Origin of the sequence: Sphingobium sp. SYK-6 (genome assembly GCF_000283515.1) — a bacterium.
Classification (GTDB): domain Bacteria; phylum Pseudomonadota; class Alphaproteobacteria; order Sphingomonadales; family Sphingomonadaceae; genus Sphingobium; species Sphingobium lignivorans.
Window position 1 is genome coordinate 3,127,361 of record NC_015976.1, and the last position, 12,496, is coordinate 3,139,856.

Sequence of the window (12,496 nt, forward strand, 5' to 3'; positions counted from 1 at the left end):
TCAGTATCTATAGCAAATCAAAGAGATAGCTTAGCATGTCCACCCCCCCCTTTTCTTAGGCAAATTCCAGGTCGGTCACTTCAATGGACTCAATCAAGAACGACAAGGATCGCGTTTCCTGCCCGCTGGGAGGCGAAACAGACGAGGCTATCAGATCGAGCGTGTTCCAGCCAGGTGCGAGGTATAGATCGCATTGGATCTCACTGCTCACGTCGAGTGTATCGGGCAGCACATCGCTCTGGACCAGTAGCTCGCCATCCTGGACGACGCTGATCCGTTGCCCACGTTCCTGATTTCTCATCGCGATGCGCACGCGGGAATTGCACCCGTTTCCCTCCACCTTGAGGCGTGCCTTGGTATCGCACACCCAATAGAAAGGCGCCTCCAGCCCGAGCGGTGGATACGCGGCTTCGGCGTCCGCAATGCCAGATCCCATCCTGACTCGGGCGTAAGAAGACACCGCCTCAGATGAAGTTGCATCCGACATTGCCACGCCGGACGCCATATCAACGATGGTCAGGCTTTCCAGCAGCAGCACCCGTGGATGGCCGTCAACCGACTCGAAATCCAAACCGCTAAACGCAAAGGTCAGGATATTCGGCCCATCGATCAACCTGATGTCGACTTTTACTTCTGCCGCGCCACTCAGCGCGCCGGGGGATGTGAGCACGAGGTCATGCACTTCGCCATTGACGTCGAGAGAGGCGATAGCCCTTTTGGCCACCATCCGGTAGCGCATCGTCAGGACGGCTTCAGATACGCCTGTCGCATTGACCGTCAGTACTGCGCTCGCGGATGTTATCCACCGGACCGGCTCCATGATACCGAGTTCCGGGAAAGGCCCTCTAAGCGGACCGAAACCGCTTCCCTCCTCTAAGTCACCGATCAGCTGCGTATTCGGCAGGTGCGCCGGCAGCGAACCCTGGACCGCCGATTTCAGCACCGGACTCAGCCGGTCGCCAAGCCGGTCGCCAAACTCGACTGAACTCAGCGCGAAGCTCAGCGATCGACCATTCTCCCTTTCCAGCCTCGACACGCTCGGACGGAACGTGATGTCCGCGAAACCTTCGTGGAAAAAGTGCCGAACAACGATATACTGAACGTCGCTCGCGTTCGCGCTTCCAATCTCGACGGATACTTTCTGTTCGCCATCAATATCAATTCCGAGGACCTGGTCGGAGTAGAAATTACGAATGCCAAAACGCAATTCGCGTTCACCCTCACAAGCGCTGAAGATTTGGAGCGCTGACTCGTCCCCCAGCGCCCAACGAAATTTCGAATCGATCTGAAATTCAGGATAAGGCCCCTCAACCTCCCCGAAATTATGTCCATAACTTACAAGACCATCGATGTTATTCTCGAACCCATCGCCATCATTCTTGAATTCCAGGCTGCTGATTATCAAAGCGATATCGTTATCAGACATTTCTGAAAATTCGATAATGATCCGATTATATCCCTTCCGCAATCGGAGAGGTAGATCAATTTCTTGGTCGCCTCCCGCAGCATACTTCAGCTCGTACTGGAGGCCTCGTGTATCGTTGACGACGATAGTCAGGCGCTGACGCTCTGTAACCATGCGGTATCCTAGCCGCATCTTGTAGCTTGCATCCCGCACTGCCTCAGCCGCGAGCACGCCCCGCGGTGCAACAGCCACGAAGGCATGCTCCAACAGTGAGCCGTCGCCTTCAAGGAACCTACTTTCTATGGCTGCAACTGGAAACCATGAGGGCGTTTCCGGAAGCAGCACCTCACTCGCCTTTTCGGCGAGATAGTGAAACCGGACAGGTCGCACCCCATCGGCACGCAGGTTAACCGACGGCGCCAAGGGCTTGCCGAATTTGCATGTGACCAACATCGAGAGAAAATCAGCTGCCGCCCTCTCCAGACTGAAGCGGTTACGGACATGCAGGACAGCATTTGCCCCCATGGAGCGCCGCATTGCTGCATCCCTTTTTATGTCAGCGATTGCCTCCCCAAGCGGCTCCGCGCTGCGCTGCTCAACAAGCAGGCCCGTTACTCCGTCGACTACGGCGTCCGGAATTCCGCCTAGATTGAATGTTACGCTGGGCGTACCACACGCGCCCGCCTCGATGAATGTCTGACCCAGCGCCTCTTCTTTACTTGGTCCAACAAAGATATCGGCAGCCTGGAAGTAAAGAGCGACCAGTCGCTCATCCTGCGCATAGCCGGTAAAGCGAACCTCACAGGGCGTTTCCGGTATAGACTTCCCCCACCCGATGATCACGAGGACGACATCATGAAGGTCCGTCCTGCCTTTCAATGCTTCGATCAGCAACGGCAGACCCTTCCGTTCGTCATCGATGTTCGAAGCGGCCGTCAGAATGATGAATCGGTCTTGCGGAAGGCCCAGAATCTGTCGGGCCTCGCGACGGCGTCCATGCGTGAAAAGCCGGGTGTCGACACCGAGCGCCACCGTCCGAACATGGGATGCCAGCGGCTCGCCCGCCGCTTCCTTGATGAAGCGCTCCATGTAGCGGCTGTTCGTGACGATCATCAGCCGTCCATCCTGCGACGCCTTTTCGATAAGGGCGCGTTTGGCGCGAAAACTCGGCGCGATTTCACGTGGCGGAAGCGACGGATACTCCGCCGCCGTCGGGCACGCCTCGTCACAACCGGAGAGAAATTTCGGGCACCCCCCCGTATAGGCGCAGCGCCCTGTCACGATCCACTGATCATGCGCAAAGAAGACCACCGGTACGCCGAGCGACAGCAACACCTCGAGGGGCTCCGGTCCTGAACGGATCGAATGCAGGTTGCCGGCAACGATAAGGTCAGGCTGGTGTTCGTCGATCGCTGATCGGATCAGCTCGGGATCGAACCCGTCGGGTCTCGCTCGATCAAATTCGGCGTAGCCCACAGCGACGACGTCCTGCCCCGCCAGCTGCAACGCCTGCGCCAGACGCCTGTGTGCAATCCCGGCACCATAGTTGAAGCCATAGTCGTTGAGCATCAAAATCTTCAAATGGGAAGCCAGATCTTCGCGGCGCGCTGGCATGGAGGACATTCCTGCCTCCGCACGCAGCATGGAAGCATGACTGGTCAGTTCCGGACGATAGGCTTCGACAGTGCTGGTCTTCTGGTCGGCATGCATACGATAATAAGCGACTGTGCGCCCGATCAATTGGATCCTGGCGCCAGCTTGCGCCATTCTGACCCAGAGATCATAATCCATGGAATAATAAAGATTCTCGCGAACTAATCCCCCGGCTTTTTCCCAGATCGCCCGACTGAAGAATACTTCGGGCTGGTGGAAGAACTGGCCGCGGAGCCAGCAATTCTCCAGATCGAGCAGATCGTTGAGCGGAAGCGGACCAGACTGCAGGCACGGCAGGTGGCGGTGCATTACGGCACCATCGTCACCGAAGACATCGCATACCCCCGAAACCATGTCGACACCCTCCGTCAGGAAGGCGAAAGCAACTGCGTGAAGCGCGCCGCTGGCCAGCAGGTCATCGCTGTTGAGCCAGGTCAGAATATCTCCACTGGCCGCAGCCATGCCCTTGTTGATGGCGTGGCTCTGTCCTTCGTCGGGCTCGGAGATGTAATAGGTGATATGGCGCTCGAATTCGCGCAGTACTTGAGTTGTTTCATCGGTCGATGCGCCGTCACAAACGATGATCTCAAGATTTGGGTAGCCCTGACGGACCAATGATCGCATCGTATCGCCGATGAAATGCGCCTGGTTGCGGGTCGGGACGATAACCGATATGCGCGGCCACTCGCCGCCCAAGGGCGCACGTCCGCCCACCGTTGCTACGGGCGACGGAAGCGACGACACAGGCACGACCTTTCCCGTCCCCCGCTCGAGGATCGGATCGATGCGCATGTCCATGACCATCAGGTTGACCGCGCCCTCTTCTGCCTCGACCTTGAGCTCGATTGCGCAGAGACCGACAGGCAGGAATGATGAAATCCGAACTTCAGTCTCCCGGTCGTGCTCGTAGGGACGGATCAGGCCGCTGAAACCCAGGCGGCCATTGACGCTGATCGCCACGGTCCGGCCGTTGCCCCACGCGCGGAAACGAAATACGATATCATAGCGCCCGCTCTCCTCAATTTCCGCTGTGAGCAGGCCTTGCTCTCCTGTAAGCCACCGCATACCGAAGGGAATGCTAAACTCTGGATGCGGGCCCTCTGGAGCGCTGAAGCCCGAGACGAACTGGCCTTTGATGCTTAACGCCGTGCCGTACGAACCAGATACCTCCGCGGGACCCGACGGCAGCCCATAGCCCCGCATTCGCCCCCAGGCCCCATCTGCAAGGTTGAAGCGCAGCACCGTACTGGCGTATTCACTACGCTCCATCTCATGCCGATTGAACAGCAACTCCTCGTAACGCTGCCGAATTGCAACTATTTTTGGCGCAACGCTCGAAAAAACTTTTTCTTTATTTGATAATTCTTGAAATTCAATTTGATGAATTTCTGACAATACCATATCTACTTCAGCATAATACTTGTCCATTTGACCAGAAAGCTGGCCAGGGCGCCGCCTATGAAATCCGAGTACAGTGTCTGCGCTGAAATACTCGGTATATTCCGCGAACCTGCGCCACAGATCCCAGTCGCCCGCAAGCTTGAGCCTGTCGTCCAGACCGCCGCACTGATGCCAGAGGTCCGCGCGCCAGAACGTTCCTTCCTGCATGACAAAAGGCAGTGAGCGACCGTCATAAAGGCCCGCCGCCATACATGGCCGAGAATAACTGATCGGAAGATTGATCCCTAAATTATAACCATGTTGATTGATCAAGGCCACACGCCCGCCGAAAAGGCGCACCTCGGGCATGGCCCGGCATATTGAAAGACCAGTCGCTAAGCCCCCTTGAGCAATCCGATCATCGGCGTTGATCCAACCCATCATTGGGTTGCCCACCGATGGAAGTATTTTCTGAAAGCCGCGATTGATCGCGTCGTACATGCCCGCATCGCGCTCGGACGAATATGTGAATTCCAGCCCTTTGCAGGTCATCGGCAACGCGCCTGTCGTCACCAGATTGTGCCAGCGTTCTACGATCGCGAGCGTGTCGTCCGTCGATCCGCCGTCCTGAATATGATATCGCAGATAGAAGTCGCCGGCTTGCATGATGACCGAAGCAATGGTTTCGTCGATGTAGTCAGATCCGTTGAAAACGGGCGTGACAATGCACACATCCGGTTCGAAATCGCCGTTGTTGGTCATCGCAAATCTTTCTTTTTTGCCCCGCTCGTTACGTGCTGCCCTACACGACCGTATCGGAGTAGACGCATTCTTACTGACACCTCGCATCAGGATGCAATAGGCGGCGGCATGATAGGCTGAACGTCATTGTTGTTGAATCACAAGATTTTGAACAGTGCCTACGGCTCGTATCCAAATCGCGCACAGATGTCCCGATAAGGCCGGGACGATCGCTGTATCTCGATTTCGTCAGGCAGGTCCCGGCGTGGACGTTTCTTGATCGTCGATCCGGTCCGGCCGCTGTCTCCGGTCATTCGAATGTTGCCGATCATGCCCAGAGCAGAGACATCGAACGGGAGATTCAGGATGTCACAAATCTCCTCGAGGACGATCGCGGGGCTGGCGACGAAGTCTTCGTAACGCACCAGCGGCACGTCTTCGTACCTCCGAATAAACTTCTGAAATCGAATACAATACTCTTCTAGATTAAAAGGATGGAAGTCTTCTTTCCAGAGATTTAGTTTCAGGGCGCCAAAGGAATCAAGTGGATGCCTTATTGTCACGACCGAGCGCAGCCTCGCAGCCATTGGTAGCAAAAGCTCCCGCAGCGTTGGCCGTGAATCGGGCTCAACCATAGTGTAGAAATGCGAGTGCGCATGGTCACGGATAACAAGGCGGTGCCCCAACGTGCCAAGCGAGGCATTCATAGTGCCGATACTTGCGAGGAAGGTGTTGACGACAATTCGCTCAGGCACCGGCCGAGCAGCCTGTTTCAACGCCAAAATCACGTCTGTGGGTGCGAAGCGGGGCTTTTCCCGCGCCAGCTCCATTGTGCTCAGCGGATCGATCTCGCTGAGCAGAACGACGCCCGGCAACGCGGCGACCACCTTGGAAATCAACGATCCCCCGGTGCACGCGAGGTGGTGGATGGTACATGGGGGCGTCGGCTCGTGGTCACGATTCACGGCCAGCCCGCAATACTCCTCGATCAGGTCGGATACGGAATCGCGCGAAGGGTCACCTGGATCAACGACCGGGACATCGCCAAGAAGCGAAAGGACCTCTTCCAAATCCCTGGCGGGGTTGCGCCCCGCACATGCCTTTTCGGTCATTTCTGAGTCTCGGCTGCGCGCTTCTTCCCGTGAGCGCCGATCTCTGCCGCTCCCTTCCTCCCACTCGGGTGGCGGGCGGCATGAAGACTTTCTCCGGACGTCTCAGGCGCCTCCTGCAGAAACTCATAAGCAGCCGTTTGCAGCGTTGGCGCCAGCCGACGAAGCAGATCCTCAAGTCGCTCCCGCCTTTGTTCCGCGTCCACAAGGCGCAGGTCCATCGTGTTCAGGTCTTTGCGCAGCATGGCGTTCTGGGCCAGATGAAAATCTATGTCAGCCTTGAGCTGGGGGACCTCCTGAGCGGCTTTCCGCAACTCCATGATTAGTGCCTCCTGATCATTGATCATCCGCTGCATCTCCTCGAGCTTGGAGTTACCTTCCGTAACCTTGACGCCCAGACGATCGCGGTCCATCCCGATCTCCTCGGCCAGTCGCTCGATATTACGAAGTTTTGCCTCGGCAACACCAAGCCGTTCCTTGGTCGCATTATAATCGGCCACCGTTGCTTCTAGTTCGACAATACGATGCTGCCTCTCCTCAATTACGGAAGCCAGATCCCCGACCGCACGGTTGCTGTCGGCTGCCGCGTTCTCCAGATCCTGCAATTCGCCGACAATTTGTTCCGATAGGTCGAGAATAGGAGCGATCAAACCTTCCACTATTCGGTCAGCAGTCGCTTGCTGCGCGGTCTCGTCCGCCATGTTAAATGCCTCTTGCTAGTCAATTATTAGTTGGACGCACCGCCCACCCAGGAATCTTCGCCATCCGGACTGAGAGACGCGGCCACCATGCTCTACCTCAGGATTTGAGCATCATCCACCATGAGCGATCGCGTGATCCGTGTCCATAACCTGCGATTTAATTAAACCGTATCAATGGATTAGGCTGAGTGGACGAATTGGGATTGGGAGTTACTCGGTCACAACGACGGCTTCACCGATGATACGGCCTTCCCACAGGTAGAATTTTCCGGCTTGCCTCATCTGGGATGCGGCCTGATCGCCGGATAGAAACATCCAGCCGAAGCGACCGGTTTCGCCGGGGCATAATTCCACCTCACCCAGGATTGGCCAGCCATCCCAAGCAGGTTCTTCAGGATCGAGGGTCGTCTTGCAGGGGCAGCCCCATCCCGAGAATACGGACTGCGATTTGCCACCTTGATCGGTTGGATACAGCCAAACGTCTGCGATCAGGTCTTGGCGTGCTCGCCGCATATCGTGCATGGAATTTCCTCCGCTGCCGTAATGCCGTGAGACGAAGGCGGGGGCAACGTCAGGGCGGGCTAATGACGGGAATGCCAAACGTTATTGACGAAGCGCGGACAGATTGATTCAAGGCTGCCTTTTGGAGGCAGGTTTGAGCAGGGGCGATCTCACGGAAGCGGAATGGCGCATTCTGAAGGGCTTGCTGCCAATTGAGCCTGAGAACCGTGGCCGGGGTAGGCGGCCCGAGCAGAACCGCTCGATCATCAATGGCATGCTTTGGCGGCTTCGGTGCGGCGCTCCGTGGCGCGACGTGCCGCCCAAATGCGGTAGCTGGAACACCGTCTATCGGCGGTTCCGGCGTCGGAGTGAAGCCGGAGTCTGGGAGACGGTCGCGGTGAGGTGGTGCCGGTTTTCTGGACAGGATGCTAAGCTAATCCCGGCCTGATGGGGTACGGGATGAAAACGACGAGAAAGCGGTACAGTGCGGATTTCAAGGCCAAGGTGGCGCTGGAAGCGATCCGTGGCGACCTGACGCTGGCAGAGCTGGCGGCCAAGCATGACGTGCACCACACGATGATCGCATCATGGAAGCGGCAGGCCATCGACGGGATGGCAGGCACCTTCTCCGGCGCTGGCGATGCGGCCAGGGTGGTCGGTGAGAGCGAGGTTGAGAAGCTGCACGCCAAGATCGGGCAACTGGTGGTGGAGCGGGATTTTTTAGCGAAGGCCTTCGGTCGATGAGCGTGGACCGGAGGCGGGCGATGGTCGAACCTGCTCACCACCGCCTGTCGATCTCGGCGCAGTGCCGCCTGCTGCGCATCAGTCGCTCGTCTTATTATTACGCACCGGTGCCGGAAACGGACGGGACGCTGGCGCTGATGACGGTAATCGACGAGACCTTCATGGACTGCCCATGGTATGGCAGCCGCCAGATGGCGCGGCACCTTCGGCGCGCTGACCATGAGGTCGGGCGGCGGCGGGTACGGCGCCTGATGGCAAAGATGGGCCTGTCGCCGATCTACCAGCGGCCCCGCACCAGCGATCCGCACCCGCAGCACCGGGTCTATCCGTATCTGCTACGCAAGCTGGTGATCGAGCGGCCCAACCACGTGTGGTGTGCCGATGTGACGTACATCCCAATGCGGCGCGGGTTCCTATATCTGGTGGCGATCATGGACTGGGCAAGCCGGAAGGTCCTCGCCTGGCGATTGTCGAACACAATGGATGCCGGCTTCTGCGTCGCCGCCTTGGAGGAAGCCTGGGCGCGCTTCGGCAAGCCCGAGATCTTTAACACTGATCAAGGCAGCCAGTTCACCAGCTTCGCCTTCACCAGCGTGCTGCGCGACGCGGAGGTCCGCATCAGCATGGATGGTCGGGGGCGGTGGATGGACAATGTGTTCATCGAGCGCCTCTGGCGCTCCCTCAAATACGAGTGCGTGTATCTGCATGCCTTCGAGACCGGATCGGAGTTGAAGGCTGGCCTTGGCCGGTGGATCACCTATTACAATCACCAGCGTCCGCACTCGGGCCTGGCCGGGAGAACCCCGGTCGAGGCCTACCGGCGGACCGGGCAATCAGATCATGGGGGGCATGCCCCCCATGATCTGATGATCAAACAGGCGGCATGAACGACAACCGGGATTAGCTTAACTTAGCCGCCAAACTGTCCAAATAGGCGGGACCACCTCACGGTTACGCTGGCCGAGGTCGTGGCGGACAGCGGCCATTACGGGACTGTCAGGATTTCCGTGTGCGGGCGGGCAAATGGGTAAGAAGGAGTCCCACTATGTCCCGACGCAAAGAACCTGCGATACCGAATGAGCTTCTCGACCAGTTGCTGGCGAGCGGTGCTGCCAGCGCGGCATTTGAACAGCGTGGCCTGCTTGATTTTCTGCAGAAGGTGCTGACCGAACGTGCCCTGAACGCGGAGATGGATCACCACCTTGCCGGCGACGATGGTGCTGGCAACACGCGCAACGGCTACGGTCGCAAGACCGTGACGACCGGGAGCGGCAAACTGGCGATCGACGTCCCGCGCGACCGCCAGTCGAGCTTCGACCCGCAGTTGATCGCCAAATATCAACGGCGATTCCCCGGGTTCAATAACAAGATCATATCGATGTAGCGCGCGGCATGAGCACCCGTGAGATAATCGGGCATCTGCACGATCTGTACGGCATCGACGTCTCGCCCGACCTGATCAGCACGGTGACGGACGCCGTTCTCGATGAGGTCGCAACCTGGCACCAACGGCCGCTCGATCCGATTTACCCGCCGGTCTTCTTCGACGCTCTCCGGGTCAAGATCCGGGACGAAGGCATAGTTCGCAACAAGGGCACCTCTCTAGAAAAGTCCGCCGAAGTCATTTTTTCGACTGAGAAACAAGTTTGCACGAGTCTGCCCACAGATTTCATAAGCATCCTGAACAGCTTTTGATGACCCAACATCATTTAAATCTTTTGTTTTAAAATCATAAGACGCTTCCATAATAACAAGTTTTGGTCGATACGGCGTATTGTCGATCAAGTCATTAAATACTTCTACATCAAGGCCTTCTATATCAAGGCTTAAAATATCGAAACGATGAGGAATCCAGTGCTCGTCTAAAATGGCGCCAAGCCTGCGGACATGAACATCGACTTGCCCACGCAGATCACCCCACCCTGATGCCGCATCCCTCAACAGTGAAGAGACATCATCATTGGCGCCTATGTAGAATGGCAGTATGCCTTCGACCTCCGCGACGGCGCAACGAACGAGTCTGTAGTCGGTCCCGGAGAAGTCGCGCATGATTTCATCGTAGAGCGCCGGATTTGCCTCTACGAGCAACCCCTTCCAGCCAAACCGAGAGAGAAGGTCGAAGCTGTTCGACCGCTCTCTTCCCCTGGCGCCCACGTCCACTATCAGGCCTGGCTTGACAAGCCATTCGAGGATCATCGGAAACTCGCCATCCTGAGAGTGATCAGTGACGGGGGTCGCCTTAAGCTTATCTTTCATCGATACTAGTCCTAAAAATCGCCTAATCTGCTCTAACCGCCGGGAAGGCATGCGAAAAGTAATTTTAGAGATTTCGTCTTAAGTGCTGTCTGCAATGAGTATAGCCAGGTCATGGTGCATATGAGATGGACAAAGCTCATAAAAGGCGGAGAGCGTTCTCTCATAGCGCAAGGCGATGCGTCGGAAGCGCTTGAGCTTGTTGAAGAAGCACTCGATTTGATACCACTCTCTGTAGAGACGCCAGTCGAGCGGTGGCTTCGGACACCCCAGACCGCCATAATTCGACTTCCACTTGTAGAACGTCGCCGAGCTGATCCCATGGCGGCGGCACATGTCCGCGGTCGCCATCCCTGCCTCCTGCGTCTTCAAGATCGCGATGATCTGTTCTTCGCCGGACCTGCTGCGCTTCATCTTCGTCCGCCCCCTCCACATCGGACTCTACTCAAGATCGCTCACATTTCAGGCGAGAACGTCACATCCGCGACCTTGGCGGTGGGGCCGAAGAGCAGTTCGTTATGCAGTTGCATCTGGTACTGCGCCATCACGTGGGACGCAGCATCCTTGTCACTTGTTCCTGTACTGAACTCTTTGACGTCGATGGTTTGGCGGTTGAGCGATACCGAGCCTCGGATGTAATATATCCCGGACTTCCCGCGGGTGCGGAGTGAGAGCACGTCATTTTCTCCATGAGTTGATCGACCAGCGCCTGAGAGGCACGCAGTCGGCCGCCGACGTTCAGATACTGAACGCCGTGTTTCTTGAATGTCCGGAGCATCCACCTACGTGGATCGGCGCCCCGGACTTGAAGCTGATCAGCGATTTGCTCAGGCGTGAGCAGGCGCTGCCGACTGGACCCGGGGGCCACTCGGCTCTCATCGAGATTGCACGACGACAGGCGCATAGCTTCGACGTCGTCGAAGCTAGGTCCCGCGCGGTATGCACTCGGCTCAACAGATGACGGTTGAACCGCCACGCTGGCCTGTCGTGACGGCTCGGCTTGCGCCGACGGCACCGCCACGTCCGATGGCCAGCAGCCACGGACGCGGGATCTTTACTCGACATAGGGAGAACCTAGGGGTCGGCGCAGCAGGTTCTCGACCTAGCACCAGACGACGGTCGGAAACCTGCTCGCGCATCAGCTGGATCGAACTCGCCTGGCCGGCCACCCGCTCCGAAACTCGGTGCGCGCCCCTCGTGATCCTAGGAGCGCATGCGTCAAACGACGAATCGAAAAATACGCTCCAGAGTCCCAAAATGGGCGTGCCCAGAATTTGCCCAAACTTGTCGAATTTTTGCCCCGATTTGTTGGGCAAGCAGCCCCGTAAGGGCGCGTCATCCACTCCTGCGACAAGCATAGAAAAACCCCGTCAAGCCATTGGGCTGACGGGGTTTTCCATGGTGGGCGTGGCAAGGATTGAACTTGCGACCCCTGCGATGTCAACACAGTGCTCTACCACTGAGCTACACGCCCACGGGAGCGACGCCCTTACGCAAGCCGGCGGTGCCGTGCAAGCGCTAATCGCGCGTTGCGCCACCGCATTCGGTTCAGGGCAGGCCGCTCGCGCTGTTCCTGTCGAAAATGCGGTCCACTTCCATGACGAGGTCGCGCAGGTGGAAGGGCTTGGAGAGCACCTTGGCTTCCGGCGCCATGCGGCCGGCGCGCAGCGTGACGGCGGCAAACCCGGTAATGAACATCACCCGCGTCTCCGGCGCCACTGCCGCGACATGCTGGGCAAGCTCGATCCCGTCCATCTCCGGCATCACGATGTCGGTGAGCAGGAGATCGAATCGCTCCGTCGCGATCAGCGGAAGCGCCGCCGTGCCGCGATCGACCGCGACCACCTGATAGCCGGAGCGCTCCAGCGCCCGGCACAGATATGTGCGCATCGAATCATCGTCTTCTGCCACAAGAATGCGAATCATGCCGTGCCCCGACCCCGTCAAACCTCTTCCGGATGGACAAATCGCCTGCCGTTCTGCCGGGCTTGGCGTCGCTGGCCCTGTTA

General features: G+C 57.8%; 9 protein-coding genes, 1 tRNA gene and 3 pseudogenes. 3 read left to right on the forward strand and 10 right to left on the reverse strand.

Features of this window, described 5'->3' with window-relative positions:
* Positions 1-55: 55 nt before the first annotated feature.
* The 4 genes from SLG_RS20505 to SLG_RS14300 form a co-directional block, all read right to left on the reverse strand.
* Positions 56-5,200, reverse strand: coding sequence for a glycosyltransferase (locus SLG_RS20505; RefSeq protein WP_051003774.1), 5,145 nt, complete (start codon positions 5,198-5,200; stop codon positions 56-58).
* A gap of 158 nt (positions 5,201-5,358) precedes the next feature.
* Positions 5,359-6,291, reverse strand: a complete 933-nt coding sequence (locus SLG_RS20510; RefSeq protein ID WP_014077205.1) for a sulfotransferase — start codon at positions 6,289-6,291, stop codon at positions 5,359-5,361.
* Complete coding sequence (locus SLG_RS14295) at positions 6,288-6,989, reverse strand: hypothetical protein (RefSeq protein ID WP_014077206.1); 702 nt, start codon at positions 6,987-6,989, stop codon at positions 6,288-6,290. The genes SLG_RS20510 and SLG_RS14295 overlap by 4 nt, the downstream gene beginning before the upstream one ends.
* A gap of 210 nt (positions 6,990-7,199) precedes the next feature.
* Positions 7,200-7,511: a hypothetical protein gene (locus tag SLG_RS14300; protein WP_051003775.1), complete on the reverse strand. Its 312-nt coding sequence runs from the start codon at positions 7,509-7,511 to the stop codon at positions 7,200-7,202.
* A gap of 133 nt (positions 7,512-7,644) precedes the next feature.
* Between SLG_RS14300 and SLG_RS21030 the strand changes: the two genes are divergently transcribed.
* The 3 genes and pseudogenes from SLG_RS21030 to SLG_RS14315 form a co-directional block, all read left to right on the forward strand.
* Positions 7,645-7,938: a transposase gene (locus SLG_RS21030; protein ID WP_221414684.1), complete on the forward strand. Its 294-nt coding sequence runs from the start codon at positions 7,645-7,647 to the stop codon at positions 7,936-7,938.
* 11 nt (positions 7,939-7,949) lie between these two features.
* Positions 7,950-9,121 (forward strand): IS3 family transposase gene (locus SLG_RS14310; protein ID WP_148276609.1). Its coding sequence is split into 2 segments (ribosomal slippage): positions 7,950-8,214 and positions 8,214-9,121, totalling 1,173 coding nucleotides; the frame shifts between segments, so codons are not numbered across the junction.
* Positions 9,122-9,279: 158 nt separating this feature from the next.
* Positions 9,280-9,827, forward strand: a pseudogene (locus SLG_RS14315) (transposase); the annotation flags it as partial.
* Between the two features lie 9 nt (positions 9,828-9,836).
* Here SLG_RS14315 and SLG_RS21035 read toward each other — a convergent pair.
* From SLG_RS21035 to cpdR, 6 genes and pseudogenes are all read right to left on the reverse strand, one after another.
* Positions 9,837-10,490 carry an FkbM family methyltransferase gene (locus tag SLG_RS21035; RefSeq protein WP_158512728.1) on the reverse strand — a complete coding sequence of 218 codons (654 nt, stop codon included), beginning with the start codon at positions 10,488-10,490 and terminating at the stop codon, positions 9,837-9,839.
* A 101-nt stretch (positions 10,491-10,591) separates the two neighbouring features.
* Positions 10,592-10,745: pseudogene (locus SLG_RS21480) on the reverse strand (IS5-like element IS711 family transposase); the annotation flags it as partial.
* Between the two features lie 12 nt (positions 10,746-10,757).
* Positions 10,758-10,901: pseudogene (locus SLG_RS21485) on the reverse strand (transposase); the annotation flags it as partial.
* A gap of 41 nt (positions 10,902-10,942) precedes the next feature.
* A complete protein-coding gene (locus tag SLG_RS14325; RefSeq protein WP_041392068.1) occupies positions 10,943-11,164 on the reverse strand; it encodes a hypothetical protein in 222 nt (73 codons plus the stop codon).
* Positions 11,165-11,886: 722 nt separating this feature from the next.
* A tRNA-Val gene (locus tag SLG_RS14335) sits at positions 11,887-11,961 on the reverse strand.
* Positions 11,962-12,035: 74 nt separating this feature from the next.
* Positions 12,036-12,413, reverse strand: coding sequence for a cell cycle two-component system response regulator CpdR (gene cpdR, locus SLG_RS14340; protein WP_014077213.1), 378 nt, complete (start codon positions 12,411-12,413; stop codon positions 12,036-12,038).
* Positions 12,414-12,496 lie beyond the last annotated feature (83 nt).

What these genes read in the sequence shown, in the direction of transcription:
- SLG_RS20510 (WP_014077205.1), bottom strand. Translation starts at nt 6,291, where the DNA reads ATGACCGAAAAGGCATGTGCGGGGCGCAACCCCGCCAGGGATTTGGAA.
- SLG_RS14300 (WP_051003775.1), bottom strand. Translation starts at nt 7,511, where the DNA reads ATGCACGATATGCGGCGAGCACGCCAAGACCTGATCGCAGACGTTTGG.
- SLG_RS21035 (WP_158512728.1), bottom strand. Translation starts at nt 10,490, where the DNA reads ATGAAAGATAAGCTTAAGGCGACCCCCGTCACTGATCACTCTCAGGAT.
- cpdR (WP_014077213.1), bottom strand. Translation starts at nt 12,413, where the DNA reads ATGATTCGCATTCTTGTGGCAGAAGACGATGATTCGATGCGCACATAT.
- SLG_RS14295 (WP_014077206.1), bottom strand. Translation starts at nt 6,989, where the DNA reads ATGGCGGACGAGACCGCGCAGCAAGCGACTGCTGACCGAATAGTGGAA.
- SLG_RS20505 (WP_051003774.1), bottom strand. Translation starts at nt 5,200, where the DNA reads ATGACCAACAACGGCGATTTCGAACCGGATGTGTGCATTGTCACGCCC.